The sequence below is a fragment of the Orbaceae bacterium lpD02 genome, from assembly GCA_036251875.1.
Lineage (GTDB): Bacteria > Pseudomonadota > Gammaproteobacteria > Enterobacterales > Orbaceae > Orbus > Orbus sturtevantii.
In genome coordinates this window covers 346,851-373,569 of record CP133960.1, presented here as the reverse complement: position 1 = coordinate 373,569, position 26,719 = coordinate 346,851, and the positions used below count along the sequence as shown (strand labels likewise).

Here is a 26,719-nt window from a genome sequence, read left to right as displayed (position 1 = left end):
CTATTGTTCGATTGGAGCTTTATTGCCTCAATCCAGCCCAATGCAAAAATATAAACAACGAGAAAAAAATAGCAGAAGCCAAAATAAAATCATTATCTATATTATAAAATATGATTTTTCTACTAGAGCAAATATGAGCCTGAATTCCTCCAATTAAATAGGCGAAAATTAAAGTTAATCGTCGTTTTAAACGTAATGACCTATTATACTTGTAATCAACAGAGTTGAAGCTCCGAAAATAGTAACACATCCAAAGAGTAACTATCGTAATAATATAATAAGTAGAATAAACTAAAATATCCAACATGCATATTAACCTTTGTTTTAGAGATAATTCATATGTTTCACCATTAGGCCGAGTACAGCGATAATAACTAGGCGGTGTTTCATCGTCAAATTTCATTACTATTACTAATTCACATTTTTCGACTATCTCGCCAATATTCTCTGTGCTATATGACATAGGTATAATAAGGCTTGATTCGTTTCTTTCTTTATCATGCAAAAATATATTTTCGGCATCTTGTGCTATGGAGTATAAGGAATCAATATCGCTTAGAATTTCAGCTCTAAGAACCCAATTACCCATTTGTTTGTAGGCTCTTACTAAATCTTGACGTCCATAGCGCCATAATTTGAATACAGGTGAACTGGTAATACCCCCTAATTCGATAGAATCATAAACTAAACTTCCGAATGACTCAGACATACCCACCAATGATTACGGCTATCTCATTTAAGCTAAATGCTCCAAATAAAGTACATATTGCTCCCCAAAAATAAGAGACAGGCGATGAATATCTACCCATAATGAAAGTCTTCATGGTTGCTACTATTGGAAGCTGTGAATTGAATAGTGGCGGCGTACTAGCTGTTAGCTCAATAGCTTTATTTTGTGTGTCTAGTGTTGCCGCCGTAATTGATAAAACGGAGTGAGGGTTTAAAAAGTTACAATTTTATAAAGTATCAAAAAAATCTATTTGAACATTATAAGAAATACCAATTTTTGATTCTGAAAAAATTTCTTTTATGTCATATGAGTTTTCTGATGGGTATGCATTGTATGCAAAAAACTCACCTGCGTTGTAACCCTTTTTCCCTATAAAAACTAACTCATCATTAACGTATAACTTACAAAAATTAGGGTACAATGACAAATCATTAAGACCAGATAATCTTAATACAAGAGTACTCCCCCACAATCCTAATGCTTCTAAGTTAGAGGAAAAAGAGCTATCTCTACCATTGTTTGGGCTATTCCAATTCGAAATACTATAGCCATAACCATTAGCTGCAATTTTACCTACTTTTAAAGTGCCTGAAGCTGAAGTTTGTTTCATATTTTGATTCCTTTTATTATATTTATTGGATTATACTTGTGAATTAAGTGGCCGCTTAATGCTGTATATATATACAGCATATTTACTATTTTGTCAATCAAAATATACACTGTATAGGTTATTTGCATTTCAAGTAAATTGATATAAATCAATAAATAAAAATAAAACAAGAAAACAGAGAGTTAACCAAAGAGATACATCTAGATTGATTAAGCCGAAATGTATTATCTATATACAGGTTTGGTTAATGTGATCGACTTACTCAAATTTTGGATATAAAAAAACCTCTTAATTGAGGCATTGGTATTGCTTTATTTTAGTTTTTACAGAATTTTTAGCTCATCACTATTTAGTATTTGTCTCTCTCCACCCAAAGAAATATAAGTATCAGTGCTAAAATTAAAATCAAGCGTTTAAAGTCAGAATCATTTATTATTTTAGAAATGGCTTCTTTCCTATCTTCCTTTTTTTTAAATAAAACTGATAGAAAATAATATGAAAAAAAACCAAATAAGGCGAGCAGATAAAACCCAACTGAATTACCTTCACCAGAAGTAAGATAACGCCCCCGAATATTGGGATAAGGCCAACTTATAACTTTATAGAAAAAATGCCAAATGGTTAAAACTAAATCGTGAAAAAAATTTTCTATTTCATCAAACATATAATCGTTCTTTTGTTATTATTATTTATGTAATTTTAACAAAATCGCAGGCAATAAAAAAGCCTAACACTTGGCCAGGCTAATTTAAATGGATTTTGAAAATTAATGGCTAATTGAGTTAGAAAAAATATTCATAATAACAACACCAATGATAATGAATATCATCCCAATTATCGCTGGCATATCTAACTTTTGCCCATACAAAAAATAACTAATAATCGCAACCAAAACAATGCCTATCGCAGACCAAAAAGCGTAAGCTATGCCCACTGGTAAATACTTTAAAGTTAAAGTTAAAGATAAAAAGTAAAATGCAGCAATATATCCCACGATTGATAAAATACTTGGATATATCTTAGTAAAACCATCAGTACTTTTTAGGGCGGTTGTACCAATGATTTCACCAATAATTGCAAAAATCAAGAAAAGCCATTTCATATAACTCTCCTTTCATCAAAGGATTTTATTTTAGCGGAATAATCAAATAATATCAAAATATTAAAAAATAAATACATTGAAAAACGTTATTTTTCGTTGTAATAAAACTAATTTTAAAGGTGAAAAACTTAATATTTCGTTGGTATATGGTTTGTTAGTTTGCATTTTTAACTAGCAAAAAAGCTCGACGCAGGTCAGACTTGATGAAGATATTGAATTATTATTTTTACAGTTGACTTTCTTGTTCAAAATTAAAAAAACAATATGCTACTATAAAAATCTACAGATTTGTCAAAAGGTAGGTATAGATTGAGTTCAATTTCTGCATGTAGAATAAACACCGCGATATTTTGATTAAAATCAAATTATTTACGATATCAATCTTTAATTTTTTATATAAAGCCATTTTATAAATAAGTCTTATTGCAAAGTGGAAGTAGTAACTTATTGCATATAAAAAATATAACCATCTGAATTTATTAATTAAAAAAATTCAACCACAACTCTCTTTATTACAGATAATCTATATACATGAAAATTAATCTCCAATGATAGATTATTACTAGCTTTTAACTAATTGAAATAATATATTTTTATATATAACATCAATTCCGTTCTAATGATTGGAATCACTATGTTCAGTAAAAAAAATTAATCAATCTTATTGTTGAAGGGAGTAAAAATGAAATTAAATAATTTCACCAATAAATTTGTAAGAAATGAAGCGGGTGTTACTGCTATTGAATATGCCATTGTTGCAGTTGGTGTTACTGTTGTCGTCACATTTGTTTTCGGTGAACCAGGACCTGAGTCAGAGATGTTAACCAATATATTTAACACGCTATCAACTCAATTAGTTAATCTTATTAATTAGTAAAAAACACTATTTAATTAATACTAACTGTTATCGAGTATTTCTTTTTAAAGCGGTCCTTGATATTAATTTACTAAACCCCACCAAGTGGGTTTTTAGTTTTATAAATACACATCTATTTCCTATAATCCCAAAGCCATACTGTCTGTCTTTATTTATGATGTGGTCTCTGAGTAATAGTTATCAGAGTTAAAAAGTACATATAGTTCCCAAAAAATGAGCGACAGGCGATATACCCATAATGAAAATTTTCATATTGGAAGCCGCGAGTTGAAAAATGGCGGCGTACTAGCGAATTGATCAGTTCCTTTTATTACATATCCTGTACTTGCCGCCGTAATTAGTAAAATTAAGTGGAGGTTTAAAAAGCTATAATTTTATAAAGCATCAAAAAACTCTAGGTGAATATTATAAGAAGTTCCAATTTTTGATTCGGAAAAAAACTCAGTTAGGTCATATGAGCTCGCTGATGGATATGCACTGTATTCAAAAAATCCACCGCCTGCAGTATAGCCTTTTTTCCCTACATAAATTAGCTCGTCATCAATATATAACTTACAAAAATCAGGATACAGTGGTAAATCATCAAGACCAGAAAATCTTAATACAAGAGAACCCGCCCACACCCCTAATGCTTCTAATGTCTCTAAATTAGAAGAAAAAGAACTATTCTTGCCATTATTTGGGCTATCCCAATTCCAACTACTATATCCATAACCTTGATGTGCTATTTTACCTACTTTTAAAGTCCCAGAAGTTGAAGTTTGTTTCATATTTTTATTCCTTTTTATTATATTTATTGGATTATATGTGTAAATTAAGTGGCCACTTAATACTGTATAAATATACATATAAAATACTATTTTGTCAATCATAACATACATAATCAAGATTATTTATATTAAATATTATTGATATAAATCAATAAATTAAAATAAAAATGAGAAAAAAGCTCAGCAGCTCTATTTGAGCTTATTGAATATAAAACAAATTCTTAACAAATTTATTCAATTCTGTGGGTAGGCATTAAAAAACCAGTCGGGCGAAAGTGATAATTTAGAATAGATGGGTGGAAAATGGCTTTCTTGACACAGCAATAAATAAAAGAGTATTAAAAGCTGCCAGCACAAGTAAAGCCAAAGAGTTGGCTATTTAAAAATAGACTATGATACACTCAAGGTACATGATAATTTTACGGGTCAAATTATAACTTACTTTTAACATCATCTGCCGCGGTGGTTATCGCTTTACCACTAGCTTGAATATCTTCCCCTGCTCCAGATACCGTATTACAACCAGATAAAAAGACTAAAGACATAATAAAAACTAAAATAATTTTTTGCATAGCTCAATTCCTTAATTGTGAGAGTAACCATATAATTGCAAATAAATTGTTGAATTACAATACTATTTAATTAAAATAACGTTTACCATTAGTTTGTCATACTCTATCACGATGCCACACATGAGTTAGCTTAATTATTTTTAATTTTTGAGCAATATCCCAAAAATATCAATTTCCCTTTGACAAAATTATACAAATCATACGATTATAATATCATTACAGAAACAAGGGTTTTATATCATTAAAATTACTAAGGATTAAATATGAGATTAAAATTAACATTAGTGGCAATAGCATTAGGTTTAGTAAGTACGGCAAGCTATGCTCACAAGGCCGATGATATTATAGTTAGAGGTGGCGCAATATATGTACATCCTAAACATGATAGTGATTCAGTAAAACTCAATGGTGCTAAAACAGATCTAAAAGCTAAAGCAGATAACGATACGCAGTTGGGGTTAAACTTCCAATACATGGTAACAGATAATTTAGGTGTAGAATTACTTGCTGCAACGCCGTTTAGCCATAAAATTACATTAGGCGGCGGCAACGCAACGAGCTTATCAGGCACCAGTCTAGGAAAAATCAAACATTTACCACCAACACTAAGCTTGGTCTGGTATCCGCTTGATTCAAATTACAAAGTACAACCTTATGTCGGTGCTGGCGTCAATTATACATTTTTCTTTGATGAAAAACTTAGTGGTGAAGCAAAGAACAATGGCTTCAATCGTGGACTTGATCTTGATTCATCATGGGGATGGGCTGCTCAGGTTGGTATGGATTACTCGATTACTGATAAGTGGCTAGTCAATGCTCAAGCGCGTTATATCGACATAAAAACTGATGCGACCACTTACCTAGGCAATGATAAAATTACCGCAAAATATAAACTCGACCCATGGGTTGTAATGGTTAGCTTAGGTTATCGATTTTAAATTAATATTCTCCTGACTTATTAAGGCGCTATTTTTAAGTCAGGAGAATAAGCTGGTTAGACAATTCGCTCTAATTTTTTGTATTTCAACGAGCTGACAATAAAGTGCAAACGATTTAACACATTAACCTCTCCTGCACCATCGTCAAAATCCAAATATAATAAATTTAACTGAGGATGAATATCGCGCATTCGTTTCTCAACTCCTTTTGAGACCACATGATTAGCTATACACCCAAACGGTTGCAGGCTAATGACATCATTAATACCCTGCTCTGCAAATGTCATAATTCCAGCGGGAATTAACCACCCCTCACCAAATTGATTACTCAAGTTTAAAATCTTCTTTGCTTTTTCAGCCATATCACGAATATCATGAAAAGGCTGGTAATAATTAAACTGGCGCATTATTTTATTGGTTCTATTAATATACTTTTGCGCAATTCTTTCAAAAAAGAATACGAGATAAGAAAGGAAATTTTTTTGTATTAAATAATTATCAACATTGCTATCGTAATTAACAAAGCACTGTGAGAAAAACTCCATCATAGATGGAATAACTGGCTCAATCCCTTGTTCGACCAGCCAATCGACACTATGCTGGTTTGCAAAACTGTTGTATTTAACATAGATCTCACCAACAATACCAATTTGTGGACACACTTTATCAATGGTAATAACCTGATTAAAACTATCAACAGCCTCATTTAATAAGTTAAATATAGCGTTTTTACCGAGTCTTAACTCAACGATGCGTTTTAAGGAAGTTATATATTGATCGCGCAATTGTGCTGCCTGACCTTTTACAACTTCTCGCGGCGCGATAGCATAGTACATTTTGGCCAATGAATCAGCAAATAGCATAGCAAAAAATGTCGGAGGCAGAGATTTTAGCCAATTAAGCTTAAACCCAGGTTGTTTATTCTCATCCATATTACCATTGCTTAAAGAGACAATAGGAATATCGTCAAAACCGTTACTAATCATGGCTTTTTTTATTAATGAAAGATAACTACTTGCTCGGCATTGACCACCCGTTTGCGTTATACCAATCGCAACCCTATCGCGTTGATATTTACCTGAATAGAGTGCTTTAATAATATCGCCAACAATAATTGTTGCAGGATAACAAATTTCGTTATTACAATATTTTAATCCCCATTCAACAGAACTTTTGTCGGGTTTAGGTAAAGTTTCAAGTTTATAACCCGATAACGCAAAAATTGGCGATAAAACTGGAGAATAAAACTCAGAAATAAAAGGAGCAAGTATTGTTCGGCGTTGTTTATCCTCTAAGCTAAATACCGCGGTAGTTTTACGTTCTCTTTTAATTAAAGGCTGTTTATTATTCATGCGAATAGATTCAACGATAGAGCGCAATCGTAACCGAACCGAACCTGTTGCAGAAATTTCATCAACGCGAATAATGGTACTCGTCTTACCAGCGGCTTCTAAAATTGATTTACATTCATCCGTTACCACAGCATCAGGGCCACAACCGAAAGAATTAAGTTGAACGAATTGAACATTTTTTGGCTGGCTAGCGACGAAAGCGGCAGCGGCATACAATCGATTAGGGTAACTCCATTGAGCACAAATTTGCAGGTCAGGAGATAAGGCATTGACGGCTCCCAGCACAGAATCCTCAGTGACAACGTCACACCCTAAGGCATTAAGTATTTCGGGTGTTTTGTGGTTAATCAAACTATCTGAATGATAAGGCCTACCCGCTAAAATAAATACATCGCGACCTGATTCTTTTGAATTATTTATCACTTGAATGGCTTTTTGATAAAGAGCTTGCTTATAGCTCGCTTGCTCATTAATTGCTTTGGCAAATGCTTTTTCAAATAACGACTTAGTGATACCTAATGATTGTAGATAAACAAAACACCCTTTTTTAAGTAATTTAAGATCTGTAAAATTTATTACAGGATAATCAAAGGGTATACCATATTTTGATACGGGGTTAATGGCACTATTGATTACTTCGCAGTAGCTACTCACAATGGGGCAATTATAATTATTTACAGCATTATTAAATTCGCTAGACTCCAATACTACCATTGGCATAAAAATGCGATCGACGCTCTTTTCAGCTAACTCAATAATATGACCATGAACTAGTTTTGCTGGAAAACAGATACTGTCTGACATAACCGTACCGGTGCCTTTTTCGTAAATTTTCATGTCAGAAAAAGGCGAAAGCGTAACATTAATGTTACATTCGGTCAGCAATGTGTGCCAAAACGGGAAATTCTCGTAAAGCCCTAGTACTCGCGGAATGCCGATATGAAGGCTTGAATCATTAAGATGATGATTCGCTCGCTCAAATAATAATTTATTTTTATAGTCAAACATGTTAAATGAATTATTATCTTTAAGGGGATTGTTACTTAAAAGTTGTTCACACTTATTCCCTGAATAATATCGATTGCCATTGGCAAAACGATAAATCATGATATCGCAGTGATTTTCACAACCTTTGCAACGGGACTCTTTAGCACGATTCTCCGTTGCTTTATCTAGGTGCTCAAGCCCAATAAATTGGGATGGTTTTCGTTCTTTTAAATAATTATTTTTAGCAACCAGCGCACTACCGTATGCCCCCATCAGTTCTGGAATATTAGAACTAGATATTTCTACACCAGTCAGTTGCTCCAGTGCCCTAAAGACCGCTGGGTTTTTAAATGTCCCACCTTGTACAACGATGTGCTCACCTAGTTTACTCATATCATGTAGTTTTAAAACTTTATGGATCGCATTTTTAATTACCGAAAAAGCGAGACCAGCAGAGATATCGCCTATTGAAGCATTCTCTCTAAGCGCTTGTTTAACTTTTGAATTCATAAAAACAGTACAGCGAGTGCCCAGATCACAAGGGCTATTTGATTGGCATGCAGCATTAGCAAAATCAACGGTATTTGAGTTAAGTGATTTAGCAAATGTTTCAATAAATGAACCACATCCAGATGAACACGCTTCATTAAGCTCAATATGATTGACGATCCCATTTGCAACAAAAATCGCTTTCATATCTTGCCCGCCAATATCCATAATGAACGAAACATTCGGTTCGATATGCTTGGCTGCTGCAAAATGTGCCATTGTTTCTACTAATCCATCATCAATTGAAAATGCCGCTTTTAATAACTCTTCACCATACCCCGTTACACCCGTTCGGATTATGTTAATAGCCTTACCGCTACTTGTAATTTCATCCTTTAAGATATTCAGCCCTTTAATAAGGGCGGCAATTGAGTGCCCATTATTGGGGGCATAATAAGTGAATAATAGCTCATCATCCTCACCGATTAATGTAATTTTGGTGGTGGTTGAACCGCTATCAATACCGAGATAAGCATTATGTTTTTGATACTGTTTTAAATCAGTCCGAGGGATCTGAATATAACGGCGATTTTGTTGCCACTTATCAAAACTTAATGAATGACCAAATAATGGCGTTAACCTAAATGACTCACTATTTTTTATTTTAAGCGACTGATTAAGTCTTGTAATAAAATCATTAATCAAAATTTCACTTCGTTCAACTAAATGAATAGCCGCTCCCCAAGCAGATAATAATGTAGGGAATTCAGTTTTAACGCTTTGTTGTTCCGTTAAATTTAACGTTGCAAGTATCGCTTTGTTTAGCGTGGGAATAAATGAAAATGGGCCACCAATTAGCATCACTTTGGGAATAATATCATAGCCACGAGCTAAGGTATTTACTAATTGAATACATACCGCATGGAGTACAGAATAGGCTATATTCTCTTTTGAAACATTGCGACTAATAAGATTTTGCACATCTGTTTTAGCAAACACGCCACAGCGGGAGGCGATAGGAAAAACATGATCATGATGTTTAGCGAGCTGTTCAAACTCTTGCACGGGTACATTGAGTAAACTCGCCATCTGGTCGATAAATGCACCAGTTCCCCCTGCACAGCTCCCATTCATGCGGATATCTGGCGCTCTATCAGGAAAAAAAAAGATCATTTTACTATCTTCACCGCCAATATCGATTAATGTTCTAACATCTGGGTACTTTTGCTGTACCACTTCCGATGCCGCAATAACCTCTTGAATAAAAGCGATATCGGCTTTTTCAGCTATTCCCATTCCTGCAGAGCCAGTGACCTTTATGGAAAGTAAAGCCTCATCCCCTACTCGTTGCTTTATTTCATTAAGCAATTGAATAACAGTAGGTACAATATAAGTATTATGACGCACATAGTTAGTATAGATAAAATTATCTTGCTCATCTAACACAACGCATTTTGCAGTTGTAGAACCAACATCAAGCCCTAGTCTAAATTTTTTTGACATAAAACAAACTCACTTTACAAAATTTATAGTTTTCAAAAAATTAAAATAGCTAATTTATGCTTTACTGATATGTTATTTCACCATCAGGCGTTTATTAAAATGACGAAATGCAAACTATTATAGCTATTATTTATTGATTATGAACAATAAATTTTGAATGATACTGACTTTATATTAAGTCAAATTTAATGCTGCCTAGAATCTTGCGCAGATTAATTACTCTCATACAAATATCACAAATATGTTACACTAATACTTTGCTTATAATTGTGAACTGACCATGACTACCGATGATTTTTCATCTTTTGACTTAAACGAGCTAATTTTAAAAGCACTTAGCTTACAAAACATCACTGTACCAACAACGATTCAATCGCAAACAATTCCTTATGCACTTGATAATCGTGATATTTTAGGGTCAGCCCCAACAGGAACTGGAAAAACTTTAGCTTATTTAATTCCGGCGGTGCAACATTTACTTGATTTTCCCCGTCATAAACCTGGGCCGCCACGCATTTTAATTTTGACCCCCACGAGAGAGCTGGCAATGCAAGTTGCTGAGCAAACTAAATGGTTAACTCAATTCACAGCACTAAGCACTGCAACCATTACGGGCGGTGTTGCTTATATGAATCATGCTGAAGTTTTTAGTAAAAACCAAGACATTGTAATTGCAACAACGGGTCGTCTACTTCAGTATATCAAAGAAGAAAATTTTGACTGCCGAGCCGTAGAAATGCTAATTCTTGACGAAGCTGATCGTATGCTTGATATGGGATTTGCCCAAGATGTTGAAACGATTTCAGCTGAAACACGCTGGCGCACACAAACCCTGCTGTTCTCTGCCACACTTGAAGGTAATGGCGTGTATGACTTTGCGCAGAGGATTTTACAAGAGCCCGTTGAAATAAAAGCAGACCCGTCACGTAAAGAACGTAAAAAAATATTACAATTTTATTATCGAGCCGATAATGTTGAACATAAAACAGCATTATTAATTAACTTATTGCGGCAAGATGAAGTGACAAAAAGTGTTATTTTTGTTCGTAAACGAGAGCGCGTCCATGAACTAGTAACGTGGCTAAATAATGCTAAAATCCGCACTTGTTATTTAGAAGGAGAGATGGTTCAAGCTAAGCGTAATGAAGCAATCAAAAGAATGGCAAACAACACCGTCAATATTTTGGTTGCAACTGACGTTGCCTCGAGAGGACTCGATTTTGACGACATTAGTCATGTATTTAATTTTGATATGCCCAAAACAGCTGACGTCTATCTGCACCGCATAGGGAGAACGGCGAGAGCGGGTAAAAAAGGTACAGCTATCTCTTTAGTAGAAGCGCATGACTATGATTTACTGAAAAAAATTGAACGCTACATTCAAGAGCCGTTAAAGCTGCGCATCGTCCATGAATTAAGGCCACAAACAAAAGCGCCAGCAATAAGTAAAAAGAAAAAACTATCAGAAAAAGCCAAAACAAAGAAAAATGAAAAAAATCAAGATACTAAAAAGAAAAAAGTGCGAGAACGCGATACTAAAAACATTGGCAAACCTAAGAAAAAATTATCAATAAGCAAAACTTAATAGTTAAAACTTATAAAAACAATTGTTTTTAACATGTTTGATAATTTAATTTGAACGTTATAATAATCGTCATCTTTCAGTTCTATCAGTTAGATATTGTTAATAATGATGTATAACAACATCCTACAGAATAATATAAAATAGTTAAGGAGACATACCATGGTATTAGTTACTCGCAAAGCACCTGACTTTACTTCATCTGCAGTATTAGGTAATGGTGAAATTGTAAATGATTTTAATTTTTCAAGTTTTACTAAAGGCAAATATGCTGTTGTGTTCTTTTGGCCAATGGATTTTACGTTTGTTTGCCCATCTGAAATTATTGCGTTCGATCACCGTTTAGATGAATTTAAAAAACGTGGTGTTGAAGTGATTGGTGTATCGATGGACTCAGAATTCGTACATAATGCATGGCGTAATACATCACAAGATAAAGGCGGAATTGGCGAAGTAAAATACCCGATTGTTGCCGATGTTAAACATTGTATTATGCAAGCTTATGGTATAGAACATCCTGATGCTGGTGTTGCTTTACGTGCATCATTCTTTATTGATAAGTCAGGTATTGTGCGTCACGAAACGATAAATGATTTACCGATTGGCCGTAATATCGATGAAATCTTACGTATTGTTGATGCTTTCCAATTCCATGAAGAACACGGTGAAGTTTGCCCTGCACAATGGACAAAAGGTAAAGCAGGCATGAAAGATAGCCCTGATGGCGTAGCAAGCTTTTTAAAACAACACGCTAACGAACTATAATATAGTGGTTAATCGCAAACCGGGATTATGTCCCGGTTTTTTTTTATTATTAATGTCCATTATTATTTTGTTATAACGGTTTATCATCACCCTCAAAATATAATGTCTACCATTCACATTTTTCAAAGCAATGTTAAATAGAACCATTAATCAAAATACAACAGAAAATGATTAGTGAACTTACTTTTTCTATGCTAGAATACACAGCAATAAGCATATCTATAATCAGTTGATTTTTAACAACTTAATCTTTTACAATATAATTTAATTATGATTAATATTTCTCCTACTATTGGCTTTGTCAGTCTTGGCTGCCCAAAAAACTTAGTTGATTCAGAAAGAATACTCACTGAACTCAGAACCCAAGGTTATCAAGTTGTACCTAGCTATGATAATGCCGATCTTGTTATTGTTAATACGTGTGGCTTTATTGATAGCGCGGTACAAGAATCGCTGGAGGCTATTGGTGAAGCACTGCATGAAAATGGTAAAGTTATCGTTACCGGTTGCCTTGGTGCCAAAGAAGATCAGATTCGAAAAATACATCCTAAAGTACTTGAAATTTCAGGTCCTCATAGCTATGAGGCCGTGTTAAATCACGTAAACAAATATGCACCAAAACCAACCTATAATCCTTATACTAGTTTAGTGCCATCTCAAGGCGTCAAATTAACACCAAAACATTACGCCTATTTAAAAATTTCCGAAGGCTGTAACCATCGTTGTACGTTTTGTATTATTCCATCATTACGAGGTGATATGGTTAGTCGACCGATCGGTAATGTACTCGATGAAGCAAAAAGATTGGCCGACAGCGGAGTTAAAGAGCTATTGGTTATCGCCCAAGATACCTCCGCTTATGGTGTTGATGTTAAAAATCGTACTGGTTTTTGGAATGGTATGCCAGTTAAAAGTGATATTCAAACGCTTAGTGAGCAGCTATCATCATTAGGTATATGGGTTAGATTGCACTATGTTTATCCTTACCCTCACGTCGATGATTTAATTCCATTAATGGCGGATGGCAAAATATTACCTTATCTTGATGTACCATTACAGCATGCAAGTCCGGCGATTTTAAAATCAATGAAACGCCCGGGTTCAATTGAGCGAACCCTTGAACGTATTCATAAATGGCGCGATATCTGCCCTGATATTACACTGCGTTCAACGTTTATTGTTGGCTATCCGGGTGAAACCGAGCGCGATTTTGATTTACTTTTAAACTTTCTAGATCAAGCAAAACTCGATCGCGTTGGCTGCTTTACCTACAGTGCCATTGACGGGGCGGCGGCTAATAGTTTAGCCGATCAAATTCCTGAGGACGTAAAACAGGAACGCTACCATCAGTTTATGCAATTACAGCAAGCAATCTCAACAGAAAAGCTAGCCAATAAAATAGGTAAAACGTTACCAATCTTGATTGATGAAGTTGACGAGGAAGGCGCGATTGGTCGTAGCATGGCTGATGCTCCCGAAATTGATGGTGTCGTATATTTAAACGAAGAATTTTCAGTGACGGCTGGCGATATCGTTAATGTTAAGATTTCACATTCAGACGAATATGACCTTTGGGGCGCTGTAGTTAAATAAACGATATGATAAAGCCCTCCTACCGTAAAGAAGTCAATATCATTATTAAATTAGCGATTCCCGTTATTGTGGCGCAGCTGGCACAAACGGGGATCACTTTTGTTGATACTATCATGGCCGGTCATTATAGTGCTACCGCGCTATCTGGCGTTGCAATTGGCGCATCAATATGGCTACCCACTATTTTATTTGGACAAGGTCTGCTCTCGGTTCTTACACCAATTATATCAAACCTCAATGGCGCGGCGAAACGAGAACAAATTGCCGATCATACTCGACAAGGTTTAATTATTGCGACTATTTTATCCATTTTGATGATGGCCTTTCTGTATAATTCAGACAAACTAATTGCCCTACGTAATAGCATTGATAACCCAATCGATCCTGAGATGATCTATGTAGCTGTTCACTTTTTACGTTCAATTATGTGGGGAGTACCTGGTTTTTTATTTTATTTAGTCTATCGTTTTCAATGTGAAGGACTTTCAAATACAAAGCCAGCCATGTTTATTATGTTTATTGCTCTGGTTGCCAATATTCCCATTAACTATATTCTTATTTATGGTAAGTTTGGCTTACCTGAGTTTGGTGGTGTTGGCTGCGGGATCACTGCCGCAATTATTTTTTGGCTTATGTTCGCGTTAATAAAGTGTTTTACATTATTTGCAGGTAGCCAGCAAGATATAAAAAAAACACCCTTTATTCACCTATTTAATCGAAGCATCATTAAGCGGATCATGGTGCTTGGAATACCGCTCGCACTAGCCTATTTTTTTGAGGTTAGCTTATTTGCTATTATCGCCTTGATGATTGCTCCTCTGGGTAAAGATGCGGTATCTGCCCATCAAATAATCTTTACAATTAGTAGCATGACATTTGCAATTCCACTTTCATTAGGCGTTGCAACCAGTATTCGTGTCGGTTATCTGTTAGGTAATAAACAGCCTATATTAGCTAAGCAGACAGCTAAAATTAGTTTGACTATCGCGTTAATGAGTGCCCTAACTGTTGCTGTCATACTAATACTATTTAAATCGATGCTGATCGCTTGGTTTACGTCTGATAGTGCGATCACAATTTTATGCATGCAATTAATTATTTTATTAGCGATCTATCAATTATCTGATTACTTGCAAGTTACTGCAAGCAATGTGCTTCGAGGCTACAAAGACACCAAAAGTATTCTTTATATTACGTTGATTTCATACTGGATAATAGGTTTACCACTCGGTTATATACTATCGTTTACCACGTTAATAACGAGTCGACCGATGGGAGTAGCTGGCTTTTGGGTCGGCATTATTGTAGGGTTATCATTTGCAGCGATTTTATTGATCGCACGTATGATTTATATTCAAAAACAACCTATTGAGCAAATACTCGCACGCGCATCTCGCTAGCAACATAATCGCTCAATTAAATTATAAATAGCGTGATTTGTTTGTTTTGCAAGCAAAAACCACTTAACAGTACAAAAAACAAGCTAATTTTAATTTTTTTACTTGCCAGAACTGATGAACAACGTTAATATTCTCCCTGTCTTATACGCCCGTAGCTCAGTTGGTTAGAGCATCACCTTGACATGGTGGGGGTCGGTGGTTCGAGTCCACTCGGGCGTACCATTTCAAATCCTTACTCTCCAATAGTTTGCAATGTTTTTTATTTAATTTATTTTTTATCTTGGGGTAAAATTCACTACTCATTTTGATTTTATTCCGAAACCGACTATGGAATATCATCGTTTTATCATTTACCAACTAAAAAGAAGCTGACACAGTCGTTGCCTGATACTTTGCAATTTTTATATAACACTCCCTCGCTTACTTTGGTAGTCAAAAATCCAGCGGATTGACTTCGACTATATCCAGACAGTCATACCGTTCTTATAGATAAAGGATAATTGTTCATAAAATTTCTAATTTTAGATAATAAAAAACCCTCATAAGAGGGCTTGTTTAAATAGGCTGTGTTTATTTTATCCTAGTGCATAGCATTTCAGATTTTCTTAAGGTTTTTTCTCCATTAGAATTATTATACGCATCTGATTTAATTGTTATGAGAAATTCGTTATCACTATTTTTTGTAGCGACTACATCATTAGTTACATCATAACCAGATATTTTAGTTGAAGATTTCCATGTAGTGAAAGCTTTTTCAAACGGAACCTGCTTACCCTCAGAGAAAAGTTTTCCATCTATTTTTTCAAGCCCTGAAGAAAAACTCTCTTTGTTTTCTTCTTTATATCCTTTAGAATTATTATCATAAACAAAAAAAGTGTAGTTACAATCCCAATTACCAACCAAATATTCTTCTGTGATTTTATTGTTTTTTCCGCCACACCCAATCAAAATAGTAGTTATAAAACTAATTAAGAATAACTTTTTCACTTTGCTACCTCATAAATTAAAGTAGCAGTATTATACCGCTTTCGCATAAAGATTGAAGCTTGTCTTATGTTAATAAAAAAACTTTACCAGGAGGATTTAGAATAAGATTTAATGATTCTATAGAATTTTTTTAATAAGATTTAAGTTATACGTGCATTCATTATATTTGTCGTTTAAAAAGTCTTCATAATTTCCATTGAAATCATAAATATCATTTATTAGCTTTTCGCCTAAAATTCTTCTTATAAAAAAAAGTAAGTATCGCTACGATCCCATTTTCCAATTAAGTATTGCTCATGATTTGTGATATTTTTCACTGCATTCAACTAAACCAAATAAGTAAATGATTAAAATTAACCTTTTCACACTCCACCATGCAAAATTAATTAGTGATATTCTACTTTCCTGAAAAAACGCTTAGCGTTTGTATTGTGATGAAAAACTATAACCGACTTTGGTTTAGATATGGCAAATAATATTTTTATAAAATATTATTTGCTTGCAAGATGTAATGCAATAGATCATTCTTTATCTATGGTAGCCAAATACTGCAATAATTCTAAAAATAAAAGGAAGCGATATGCCGTATATTTTACTTGCTTTAGCTGCTTGTTTTTGGGGAGGAAACTACGTTGTGGGTCACTTATTAGTTGTTAATAGTGATCCGATGGTTTTATCAGAAGGTCGTTGGGCTATAACGGCCTTATTGCTTTGTACACTATATCACCGACAGGTAATAGCCAATTATAGTAAAATTAAGCAATCCATTAAAATGACACTATTTTTAGCCGTATTTGGTCAGGTACTGTTTCCGCTAACGCTCTATATCGGACTGCAATACACTACGTCACTTAATGCTGCAATTTATATGTCAGCAACGCCAGCTATGGTATTGTTGATTAACAAATTAGTATTTAATGACCAAATTTCAAAAAATAATATTATAGGCGTACTATTAAGCTCTCTTGGCGTGCTCTATCTTATCTTTAAAGGTGACTTATCTAATTTTGATGCACTAAAAAATCTTAATAAAGGTGATTTATGGGCAATGGGATCAGCAATTAGCTGGGCCTTTTATTGTTCTTTTTTAAGAAAAAAAGATAAATCAATCCCACATAATGTGTTTGTAACAATAAGCTCTTTATTAGGAACCCTTATATTATTGCCTATTGCTCTTGTCTATTTTATGTTTTTCCCAATAACAAGCTTTAGCGCCTATACTCAGCTTGATTTTATTATAGGTCTGCTTTATTTAGTCATTTTCCCTTCTTGGTTAGCTTATCTTTTTTGGAACCGGGGGATTGCACAAATTGGAGCGACGCGCGGTGAGGTATATACCCATTTAATTCCTTTATCTGGTGGAATTTTTAGTATTGTTTTTTTAAATACTCAAATACATCTTTTTCATCTTATCAGCGCTACTTTGATTATTTTAGGCATCTTTCTCTGCTCAAAAAAATAATAATATCTATTAGGGAATATTTTATATACAAGGATACGATTATTTTCGTTTCCAAGCTGGTAATTTTTTCAAAACAACATATGCTGTTTGTTTAGCAATAATATGATCCATTTTATGAAAATTTATATAATGTTTGGTAAGACAGTCCAATTTTTCCTCAAAATTTTTCATTGAACCATCAGCATGAGCACAGTATTTACAATAGTTTTTAGATATATCATATAATGGATAATCTGCAATTTGGGTCATCGGCATGCCGCAAGCAATACAACTTTTCATGCTTATTCCAGAATAAAGTGATCGAATTGATAAATCCTACTCCTAGCCAAAATATTTTTCAATACACTCTTTAGGGGGTGTTTACATGACTTAATCGCTATTTTTTGCTATAGTCTGCTAATTATGATAATCAAGGAAATTTTAACATATGAATTCAATCCCTAATTGCCCTATTTGCCAATCAGAACATACTTATCAGGATGGCAGTTTATATATTTGCCCTGAGTGCGCTCATGAATGGGATGAACAAACGACTTCAACAGAGAGTGGATTACAAGTCAAAGATAGCAACGGTAATCTGTTAGCTGACGGTGATGATATTATATTAATTAAAGATTTAAAATTGAAAGGATCATCTACTGTATTAAAGAAAGGCGCTAAGGCTAAAAGTATCCGTCTCGTTGAAGGCGATCACGAAATAGACTGTAAAGTGGATGGGATGAAAATAATGCTTAAAGCCTGCTTCGTAAAGAAAGCATAAATTTACTATTTAATGCTGATTTAATCGGCATTAAAGCAGATCTAATTGCTCACTGCTTTGGGATTGTTGCAATAAATTTTGTTGCTGCTGTTGATAAAGAAAATATTTTTTCCTTAACGCCCTTTGCCGACAAAGCCTTAATATATCTTGCTTCTGCTCATCAGACAATTCCAACCAACTAAACCGCTCGTCTCGGGAACGAAAACAGGTTAAGCAATAACCTTGTTTATCCGTTTCACAAACTCTTTTGCAGGGGCTTGGGATAGTAAAAATTTCTATTTGCTGTGACATGATCGTTTAACAACAATTAACATTAAGTAATAGTATGTATTATACACAAATGAATTATTTTTTTGATGTTTTTTTAGTCAAAAAAACTTTCCTTTATATTTTGCTACCATCATGAGTTCGAACTATTCACAGCCGCCAGTATTAATTGCATAATAGCAAATATAACTTATTAACCTAGATCATTAAATATGAACAATATCGCCGATGAAATAACATTTACCAATGCTAAACTAACTGATTTATCTTTTATTGTTGAAATTTATAACCAAACCATTGCAAGTAGAATGGTAACAGCTGATACTTCACCAGTAACAGTTGACAATCGAATTGAGTGGTTTAATGCCCATAATGTCGAAACTAGGCCATTGTGGTTAATTAACTATAAAAATCAGCCTTGCGGCTGGGTAAGTTTATCTACCTTTTATGGCAGACCCGCTTATGCCAAAACAGTTGAAATAAGCTTATATATTGATGAGGCTTTTCGCGGCAAAAAAATAGGTCAGCATGCCGTAATCGCAATCGAACAATTTGCACAGCAACATAAGATAGACACGATACTGGGGTATATTTTTGCCCATAATTCCCCTAGCTTAGCACTATTTGAAAAGTTGGGTTACCGTAAATGGGGGCATCTATTTAATATAGCGGAACTTGATGGCATAAAGCGTGATTTAATCATATTAGGAAAACAAATTGTGCATTAGAATTGTTCTCCTACAAAATTTGCAGGAGATAGAACGGTTAAACACTAAATGATGAGCCACAACCACATGTTGTTGTTGCATTTGGGTTGTCGACCACAAAACGTGAACCTTGCAATCCCTCAACATAATCAATTGTACCGCCGACAAGATATTGCAAACTCATCGGATCAACGACTAAAGCAACGCCATTTTTTTCGATGGTCAGATCATCCTCATTCATTTTCTCATCAAACGTAAAACCATACTGAAAACCGCTGCATCCTCCGCCAGTAATATAGACACGCAATCTTAAATTGGGGTTTTCTTCTTCTTCAACTAATGATTTAACTTTATTTGCTGCGGCATCCGTAAATATTAATGGTAATGTATCAATCACTGCTTTTCTCCTACTCTCCCTTGCATGGCACTAAGTGAGCAATCCAAGGAATGATTAATAATCATCTATTATATTACAATTAATATAAGGACTAAATATTAAATTACAAATAAAACAAATTAGTAAAATTGATTATTTGGGTGCTTGAATTTTCATTCATTTTATGAATAAATACACAATCTAATTAGGCAATGAGAACCAAATCGACAATGAATAAATCACAATCCCTTTATGAACAAGCAAGTCAAGTGATGCCTGGCGGGGTAAATTCGCCAGTAAGGGCATTTAATAGCGTTGGAGGAACCCCTTTATTTATTGAAAAAGCCAATGGCGCTTATATTTATGATGTCGATAGTAAAGCCTATATTGATTATGTCGGTTCATGGGGACCGATGATTTTAGGCCATAATCACCCAGCAATTGCCAGTGCGGTTTGTGATGCAGTACATAAAGGCCTTAGCTATGGTGCACCGACCGAAATTGAAATAAAGTTAGCTGATTTAGTCACCAGTATCATGCCATCAATTGAAATGGTTCGGATGGTAAACTCCGGCACTGAAGCCACTATGAGCGCTATTCGTCTCGCGAGAGGATTTACTGGCCGTGATAAAATTATTAAATTTGAAGGCTGTTATCATGGTCACGCGGATTACTTATTAGTAAAAGCAGGATCTGGAGCATTGACTTTTGGTAACCCTACCTCACCTGGTGTACCTGCCGATTTTGTTAAGCATACTGTTGTATGTGATTACAATAATCTTGAATCGGTAAAGAAAAGCTTCGAACAATATCCTGAGCAAATTGCCGCAATTATTGTTGAACCGGTGGCCGGCAATATGAACTGTGTTCCTGCAAAAATCGAATTTTTACAAGGTCTACGACAACTATGCGATCAACATGGTGCCCTGCTTATTATTGATGAAGTTATGACCGGATTTCGTGTCGCGCTAGGTGGCGCCCAAGAATATTACGATATTACACCGGATTTAACCTGCTTAGGTAAAATTATTGGTGGTGGAATGCCCGTAGGTGCATTTGGTGGTCGGGCAGACATTATGCAGCAACTGGCACCCATTGGACCTATTTACCAAGCGGGAACGCTGTCTGGTAATCCTATTGCAATGACTGCAGGTTATACAGCATTGAACTTATTAAATGACGTTGGCATTTATCAGCAATTAGACGACTTAACGAGCCAGCTTGCTGATGGACTTTTATATGTTGCCAAACAAAATAATGTACCATTAATTGTTAATCATGTTGGTGCAATGTTTGGTCTATTTTTTACTACTGTAGAAGAAGTCAGCAGTTATGCGAATGTAATGCAAAGTGATATTGAATTATTCAATAAATTCTATCATCATATGCTGACTGAAGGCATCTACTTTGCACCATCTGCTTTTGAAGCCGGATTTATGTCACTTGCGCATGGCGATCGGGAGATTAATCACACCATCGATGCTGCAAACCGTTTTTTTAAGACAATCAAATAGCTCAATAATTATAATAGGTGATAATTTATATGATTACCCCACTTAAAGTAGGCGAAAAAGCTCCACAATTCACACTGCCAGATCAAGACGGTGAAGAAGTTAGCTTGACGGATTTTAAAGACCAACGTGTTTTACTCTACTTTTATCCTAAAGCGATGACACCAGGCTGTACGGTACAAGCATGTAACTTGCGCGATAACGTAGATAATTTCAACAAATATAATGTTGCAATTATTGGTATCAGTACCGACAAAACAGAAAAATTATCTCGTTTTACCGAAAAAGAATTACTTAACTTCCCTCTTCTGTCTGATGAAAATCATGAGGTTGCACAGAAATTTGGTATATGGGGAGAAAAAGAGTTTATGGGGAAAACCTATGATGGCATTCATCGTATTAGTTTTCTAATTGGTAAAAGCGGAAAAATTGAACATGTATTTGATGATTTCAAAACCAGTAATCATCATGAAGTTGTATTGAACTACTTAAAAGATCATCCATAAAATAGAGACAAAAGCCCTGTATATCAGGGCTTTAATTAGAGTTAAATCTAGTAATATAAAGCTGTTTTACCCCACTTTTTCTGCACGTTGAACCACTTTTAGCTATAAATAGAGCATTCTTAGCTAATCACAATTCTTCATTACACTAAAATACTTATTAAAACAGAGTTCAATAATCTAATGCCTTTAAAGAGAGGCAAATTTAGCCTCATCATTATTGTCGTCAATTGCCACATCGTTAAATGCCATATTAGTTGCCTCATCTTCAATTTTATCAGATTCATTGTATGGGCTAAAATACATAGTATAGGTTTCTTTAAATTGACCATAAGTTGCAGTCACTGGGATATAACCTGACTTTTTACTAGTCAAATTAACAACTACTTGACCATATTCGTCGGTTAACCCTATTTCGCCAAAGGTTACATCCTCTGCGCTAAAGTTAACTCTTTCACCAATTATTGGATTATCGTAATTATCCATTAATGCAATCAGAACTTGATTAGCACTGATACCATCAGCCAAAGCGCCATCTTTTAGCACAAAAATAAATGATTTTTTTACTATTTTATTAATATCTGCAATAAAATTGACTACTATCTTTTGTTCTGACTCACCAATACTTGCCGTAACCTCTATGCTGCCTGCAGTAGTACTTGTTAATGCTACGATCACTTCACCATTTTTATCCGTTAAATCTATACTAGCTTTAGCTGCACCGAAGAAATGAACTTTTTGATTAGCTAATGGATTACCTTTAGCATCCGTCACTTTAACTTTAACTTTATTGGTACTTATACCATCTGCAACTGCTCCATTATTGACAACGGTAAAGTTTCCGCTATCAATTTGAGCCCCCTTGCTATCGGCACTAAAAGCTACTGTAGCTTTTTTACTGGTTGTTTTACCCTCTTTGCTTGTGATAGATGCTTTAATCGTAGAGTTTGTCATCGTTGTATTTGTTAATTTCACCTCGGTATAACCTTTACTATTAGTTGGTGCAATAGCACTTACAACAGTACCGTTATCGGCAGTTATGTTAATGGTTTTATAGTTTAGTGGTTGTCCCTTTAAATTAACTACTTTAACTCTAACTTTATTAGAATCGATGCCATCTGCAGATGCATTATTTGTTTCAACCTCAACACTAGCGATTTGTGCTGTAGTGCTACCTCCATTAAACCAAGTGTTGTGGCTACTTTTAAACTTACCTATACTTGCTGTAACATTTTTAAACCCACTATTTGAACTGCTTAAAACAACAGCCGTCTCACCCTTATCGTCAGTTGGATTAACAGTACCAATAACAACATCAGCATCAGCTGTTAATTTAACTAAAATACCCTCTAAGGGATTCTTATCCTTATCAAGTACCTTAATGGTTGCATAGTGTGTATCTACATCTACATCATTACTGAGATCATAGGAGAATGAGTCCATAGAAAGATAACCAATATTAGTAGTAACAAGGTCTTCAGTAAAATTGACTGTTGTAATTTGTTTAGATGAACCAACTATAGCAGTAATAACACTTTCACCAGGGGTTGTGCTGGTTAAAGTTGCGATCACCTCGCCATTTACATCAGTTAACTGAACGTTATCCATTGTAGCGCTATTACTAGCAACAAAATAAACGAATTTACCCGCTAATGGATTACCGTCTTTATCAGTTACTTTCGCTTTAACACTATTTGTCTTTGCACCGTCAGCGGGCGCATTATTGTTTATTATTGTAAAATTGTTGCTATCAATTTTAATACCCGTGTCAGGCTCAATGAAATTAACATCAATATGATAATCTCTTATTGTAGACTCATAATTGTTGAATGTAGCCGTAATAGTACTTTTACCCGCTGTCATGTTAGTTAACGTAACAATAACCTCACCGTTTGAATCGGTTGGATTAATAGGTCCCACAATCGTACCATTATCAGCAGTTAAACCAATCTTAACGCCCTCCATAGCATCATTCCAAAAATCGGTCACTTTTACTTTAACACTGTTAGTACTTATCCCATCAGCAAAGGCTCCATTTGTTAGCACGCTAAGTCCACGAGCTCTGATATCAGAAACATATTCTGTCTCAAACACTGGAAGTAGTAGAGTCTTTTTTGATTTACCTACTGATAAAGTAACATGCGTATCACCAACTAGAGCAGTGGTTACGAGTATGTTTATTTCACCCGTTTCATCAGTAAAACCTGAATAATCAACTACTGCGCCATTATTAGCAGTTACATTAACTGCAGCACCACCAACTGGGTTATCATTAGCATCAACCACTTTTGCTATTATCGGAATTTTATTACTGTCAATAAGATCCCAATCGTAAGATAATGACTCGTCATCAAAGTGCGCGGTACTGCTATCGGCAATAAAATCAACTGTGAACGCTTGTGTAGAGTCATCTATTCTCGCCTTAATATTACTTGAGCCAGACTTAATACTGCTTAGTGTCACAACCACTTCACCATTAACATCGGTTGGGCTGATGGTACCTACCACCGCACTATTATCAGCCGTTAAGCTTATTACTCTACCGGCTAAGCCATTGCCCTCAGTATCGGTGACCTTGACTTTGACTTTATTTGTGTTTACTCCATCTGCAACCGCATGATTAGTTTCTACGCTAATCGCACCATCGGCAATCTGCGCTGGAACACGGTTGATCGTAAAGTCAACCGCAAAAACCTGTTTAAACTCACCAATTGCTGCCGTAACATTACTCGAGCCGGGCTTGGTGCTACTGATTGTGATAATCACTTCACCATTAGGATCTGTCGGCTCAACTGCCCCAACCACAGCGTCATTGTCCGCCGTGATATCAACAAGTTGATCTGCGATACCATTATCATTCGCATCGGTGACTCTGATTTTTAGGCGGTAGGTCTCCACTCCGTTAGCAATGGTACTATCGCCAAGGATTGTGATATTATTTTCACTGATTTGTGCATAACGACTATCGGCGATAAATGAAATATCACTGCTAGTCGGTTCTCGTCCATCAATTGAGCTATTTAATCGGTAATTGCCCGCTTTAATACTGGTAATAGGAAAAGAGATATACCCTTTGCTGTCGGTTATTCGTGTTAAGGTTGCCTCGTCCTTGCCATCAAGTTTAACGCCACTGACTTTTTTACCATCGTAACTCTCTAAGCTAAAATCAACCGCAACATCCGCTAATGCCTGCCCACTCGAGGTATCTTTTACCTGTAAGGTCACTATCCCAGCTGTTTCACCATCAGCAACAATATCAGAGCTTGGTGAAATATCGATACTGGCAATCGTTTCATTACCCGCCGCGGGGGTGACCGTAATATGGGTGGTAGCCATATTTGAGCGATTACCCTTGATATCCACCGCTACCGCCGTAACTTCATAACGATTGCTATCCAACGAGTCGGTTGCATCATAAAACGGCATCGTAATTGTGGCCAAATAAGGAGAAGAGCTAGTCGATACTAATGTCCCGCCCTTCGCGGTTAGTGATGAGGCTGACCACTCAATATGATCGACTTGATACTCATTTTTGCTGATTGTTGGCTGCAAGTGTGCCGGCTCATTCGCCCGCATGACTAACGCTTTTGGTAACGAAAGTCTTAATAAGGCTTGCTTTTGGTATTGCATTACAATGGCATTATTTCTATCGACGAAATTATAACGCGAACCTTTGAGTGTCCTCATTTCTGCGACAAATTGACTATCGAGTTGCAGATTTAACGGCACACCTAAGCGGTAATTTAATTCAAAGGCGCCGATTGTTTCATTAACGTCGCCCATCGTTTGGTTTAGCTTAAATGATACTAAAGGCACCGGCGTATACGATAAACCAACACGGTAAGCTTCTGGATCATCTTTTAGGTTACTTAGTGAGTTTGACCTCTTAAGGTTAATATTTTCACCAAAATATTTTTCATATTGTAAATTGGCGCCGATATTAGGGTAAATAGGTAAAAACCCTTCCGCCCTTATATCAAACCCATTGGCTGGCCTTTCATTATAGCTGGCAAAGTTAGCTAATTTTGATTGACGCCAATCCGTTAAACGAAAATAACCATTGGTTGCAAGTTTGACATAATTAGCGCCAAGCTCTAAACCCGCTCCCCATCGCGCATTATTATTATTTAAATCTCGGTCATAAAAACTATTGAATCCCCACATCCACTCATCAGCAAAGTGCCGATAGCCTAATCCAACGTTTAGCGTTTTTCTATTTTCATCCTCTCGACTGAGTCGAGATTGGGAAAAAATTAAATGACGGCTATTTTCGAATAATGGCAATAACAGTTCGGCGCTAAAGGCCGTATTATCAATTTGAATACGACTATTACCATATTGATTAAGCCAGTTTTGCATTTGACCGCTTAAATAGCTATACGCTGAATTTTCTAGCCAATTCTTAGCGGTATCATGCCGATTATCACCCGACATAATCTGACCGGTTTGCGATAGAGCGGAGGCAAACTGTTCTTCACTTGAAAAATGGCTATCAAATTTTGACCCGCTCGCTAATTCGGGTAAACGACTTTTAACCTTTGAAAGTGCGGCATGATTTTTCGTTGCCTCTGCATCCAACTCGATGGCAGACGAGACAGAGCTCGCACTAACAAATAAGGGAAATAGGATTTGTATGGCTAATACAATCTTGATTATAACTCGCATTTTTATACTTTTACCGTTACTAAAATATCAAATCACTCAATATAGTAAATAAAAATATAGAACTCAATACTTAATTATTTTTAAATGCGTAAAAAAATAGAAAAACCATATATTTATGGTTTTAGTATTAATTTTTATTTATAAAAATAGAATGAGCCTGTACTAGCCAATGTTTTAGACTAATAGTCATATGCCAAAGGCTAACTTATGC

23 protein-coding genes and 1 tRNA gene are annotated in these 26,719 nt (G+C 35.3%); 12 read left to right on the top strand and 12 right to left on the bottom strand.

Annotation, left to right across the window (positions count from 1 at the left end):
• Nucleotides 1-19: 19 nt before the first annotated feature.
• The 4 genes from RHO12_01660 to RHO12_01645 form a co-directional block, all read right to left on the bottom strand.
• Nucleotides 20-709, bottom strand: coding sequence for a hypothetical protein (locus RHO12_01660; GenBank protein ID WVD66488.1), 690 nt, complete (start codon nucleotides 707-709; stop codon nucleotides 20-22).
• 247 nt (nucleotides 710-956) lie between these two features.
• Nucleotides 957-1,340, bottom strand: a complete 384-nt coding sequence (locus RHO12_01655) for a hypothetical protein (GenBank protein ID WVD66487.1) — start codon at nucleotides 1,338-1,340, stop codon at nucleotides 957-959.
• Between the two features lie 349 nt (nucleotides 1,341-1,689).
• Nucleotides 1,690-2,004 carry a hypothetical protein gene (locus RHO12_01650; GenBank protein ID WVD66486.1) on the bottom strand — a complete coding sequence of 105 codons (315 nt, stop codon included), beginning with the start codon at nucleotides 2,002-2,004 and terminating at the stop codon, nucleotides 1,690-1,692.
• Nucleotides 2,005-2,106: 102 nt separating this feature from the next.
• Nucleotides 2,107-2,442 carry an SMR family transporter gene (locus RHO12_01645; GenBank protein WVD66485.1) on the bottom strand — a complete coding sequence of 112 codons (336 nt, stop codon included), beginning with the start codon at nucleotides 2,440-2,442 and terminating at the stop codon, nucleotides 2,107-2,109.
• Nucleotides 2,443-3,124: 682 nt separating this feature from the next.
• Here RHO12_01645 and RHO12_01640 point away from each other — a divergent pair.
• Nucleotides 3,125-3,316 carry a Flp family type IVb pilin gene (locus RHO12_01640; protein ID WVD66484.1) on the top strand — a complete coding sequence of 64 codons (192 nt, stop codon included), beginning with the start codon at nucleotides 3,125-3,127 and terminating at the stop codon, nucleotides 3,314-3,316.
• Between the two features lie 377 nt (nucleotides 3,317-3,693).
• Here the strand turns inward: RHO12_01640 and RHO12_01635 are convergent, their stop codons facing one another.
• Both RHO12_01635 and RHO12_01630 read right to left on the bottom strand, forming a co-directional pair.
• Nucleotides 3,694-4,089: a hypothetical protein gene (locus RHO12_01635; protein WVD66483.1), complete on the bottom strand. Its 396-nt coding sequence runs from the start codon at nucleotides 4,087-4,089 to the stop codon at nucleotides 3,694-3,696.
• A gap of 431 nt (nucleotides 4,090-4,520) precedes the next feature.
• On the bottom strand, nucleotides 4,521-4,661 hold the full coding sequence (locus RHO12_01630; protein WVD66482.1) for an entericidin A/B family lipoprotein: 141 nt from the start codon (nucleotides 4,659-4,661) through the stop codon (nucleotides 4,521-4,523).
• 263 nt (nucleotides 4,662-4,924) lie between these two features.
• Between RHO12_01630 and RHO12_01625 the strand changes: the two genes are divergently transcribed.
• Nucleotides 4,925-5,599 carry an OmpW family outer membrane protein gene (locus RHO12_01625; protein ID WVD66481.1) on the top strand — a complete coding sequence of 225 codons (675 nt, stop codon included), beginning with the start codon at nucleotides 4,925-4,927 and terminating at the stop codon, nucleotides 5,597-5,599.
• A gap of 56 nt (nucleotides 5,600-5,655) precedes the next feature.
• On the opposite strand, the gene RHO12_01620 is transcribed toward RHO12_01625, so the two are convergent.
• On the bottom strand, nucleotides 5,656-9,930 hold the full coding sequence (locus RHO12_01620; protein WVD66480.1) for an acyl-CoA dehydratase activase-related protein: 4,275 nt from the start codon (nucleotides 9,928-9,930) through the stop codon (nucleotides 5,656-5,658).
• A 280-nt stretch (nucleotides 9,931-10,210) separates the two neighbouring features.
• Between RHO12_01620 and srmB the strand changes: the two genes are divergently transcribed.
• The 5 genes from srmB (at nucleotide 10,211) to RHO12_01595 (ending at nucleotide 15,492) form a co-directional block, all read left to right on the top strand.
• The gene (gene srmB, locus RHO12_01615) at nucleotides 10,211-11,515 is read left to right on the top strand and encodes an ATP-dependent RNA helicase SrmB (GenBank protein WVD66479.1); all 1,305 of its coding nucleotides are present in this window, start codon (nucleotides 10,211-10,213) and stop codon (nucleotides 11,513-11,515) included.
• Between the two features lie 159 nt (nucleotides 11,516-11,674).
• Nucleotides 11,675-12,277 (top strand): peroxiredoxin C, encoded by a 603-nt coding sequence (locus RHO12_01610; protein ID WVD66478.1) that lies wholly within the window; start codon nucleotides 11,675-11,677, stop codon nucleotides 12,275-12,277.
• 270 nt (nucleotides 12,278-12,547) lie between these two features.
• Nucleotides 12,548-13,870, top strand: coding sequence for a 30S ribosomal protein S12 methylthiotransferase RimO (rimO, locus tag RHO12_01605; GenBank protein WVD66477.1), 1,323 nt, complete (start codon nucleotides 12,548-12,550; stop codon nucleotides 13,868-13,870).
• Between the two features lie 5 nt (nucleotides 13,871-13,875).
• Nucleotides 13,876-15,270, top strand: a complete 1,395-nt coding sequence (locus RHO12_01600; GenBank protein WVD66476.1) for an MATE family efflux transporter — start codon at nucleotides 13,876-13,878, stop codon at nucleotides 15,268-15,270.
• A gap of 145 nt (nucleotides 15,271-15,415) precedes the next feature.
• A tRNA-Val gene (locus RHO12_01595) sits at nucleotides 15,416-15,492 on the top strand.
• 348 nt (nucleotides 15,493-15,840) lie between these two features.
• Here the strand turns inward: RHO12_01595 and RHO12_01590 are convergent.
• Nucleotides 15,841-16,257 carry a hypothetical protein gene (locus tag RHO12_01590; GenBank protein WVD66475.1) on the bottom strand — a complete coding sequence of 139 codons (417 nt, stop codon included), beginning with the start codon at nucleotides 16,255-16,257 and terminating at the stop codon, nucleotides 15,841-15,843.
• 580 nt (nucleotides 16,258-16,837) lie between these two features.
• On the opposite strand from RHO12_01590, the gene RHO12_01585 reads away from it, so the two are divergent.
• Nucleotides 16,838-17,719, top strand: coding sequence for a DMT family transporter (locus RHO12_01585; GenBank protein ID WVD66474.1), 882 nt, complete (start codon nucleotides 16,838-16,840; stop codon nucleotides 17,717-17,719).
• A gap of 39 nt (nucleotides 17,720-17,758) precedes the next feature.
• On the opposite strand, the gene RHO12_01580 is transcribed toward RHO12_01585, so the two are convergent.
• Nucleotides 17,759-17,998, bottom strand: coding sequence for a zinc ribbon domain-containing protein (locus RHO12_01580; GenBank protein ID WVD66473.1), 240 nt, complete (start codon nucleotides 17,996-17,998; stop codon nucleotides 17,759-17,761).
• 148 nt (nucleotides 17,999-18,146) lie between these two features.
• Here RHO12_01580 and RHO12_01575 point away from each other — a divergent pair, with 148 nt between their 5' ends.
• Complete coding sequence (locus RHO12_01575; GenBank protein WVD66472.1) at nucleotides 18,147-18,479, top strand: zinc ribbon domain-containing protein YjdM; 333 nt, start codon at nucleotides 18,147-18,149, stop codon at nucleotides 18,477-18,479.
• A gap of 30 nt (nucleotides 18,480-18,509) precedes the next feature.
• Here the strand turns inward: RHO12_01575 and RHO12_01570 are convergent, their stop codons facing one another.
• Nucleotides 18,510-18,770, bottom strand: a complete 261-nt coding sequence (locus tag RHO12_01570) for a DUF1289 domain-containing protein (protein WVD66471.1) — start codon at nucleotides 18,768-18,770, stop codon at nucleotides 18,510-18,512.
• 188 nt (nucleotides 18,771-18,958) lie between these two features.
• On the opposite strand from RHO12_01570, the gene RHO12_01565 reads away from it, so the two are divergent.
• A complete protein-coding gene (locus RHO12_01565) occupies nucleotides 18,959-19,474 on the top strand; it encodes an N-acetyltransferase family protein (protein ID WVD66470.1) in 516 nt (171 codons plus the stop codon).
• Nucleotides 19,475-19,511: 37 nt separating this feature from the next.
• Here the strand turns inward: RHO12_01565 and erpA are convergent, their stop codons facing one another.
• Complete coding sequence (gene erpA / locus RHO12_01560; protein ID WVD66469.1) at nucleotides 19,512-19,850, bottom strand: iron-sulfur cluster insertion protein ErpA; 339 nt, start codon at nucleotides 19,848-19,850, stop codon at nucleotides 19,512-19,514.
• Between the two features lie 209 nt (nucleotides 19,851-20,059).
• On the opposite strand from erpA, the gene hemL reads away from it, so the two are divergent.
• The gene (gene hemL / locus RHO12_01555; protein WVD66468.1) at nucleotides 20,060-21,343 is read left to right on the top strand and encodes a glutamate-1-semialdehyde 2,1-aminomutase; all 1,284 of its coding nucleotides are present in this window, start codon (nucleotides 20,060-20,062) and stop codon (nucleotides 21,341-21,343) included.
• A 29-nt stretch (nucleotides 21,344-21,372) separates the two neighbouring features.
• Nucleotides 21,373-21,846, top strand: coding sequence for a thioredoxin-dependent thiol peroxidase (bcp, locus tag RHO12_01550; GenBank protein WVD66467.1), 474 nt, complete (start codon nucleotides 21,373-21,375; stop codon nucleotides 21,844-21,846).
• Nucleotides 21,847-22,032: 186 nt separating this feature from the next.
• Here the strand turns inward: bcp and RHO12_01545 are convergent, their stop codons facing one another.
• On the bottom strand, nucleotides 22,033-26,508 hold the full coding sequence (locus RHO12_01545; GenBank protein WVD66466.1) for an Ig-like domain-containing protein: 4,476 nt from the start codon (nucleotides 26,506-26,508) through the stop codon (nucleotides 22,033-22,035).
• Nucleotides 26,509-26,719: the final 211 nt, after the last annotated feature.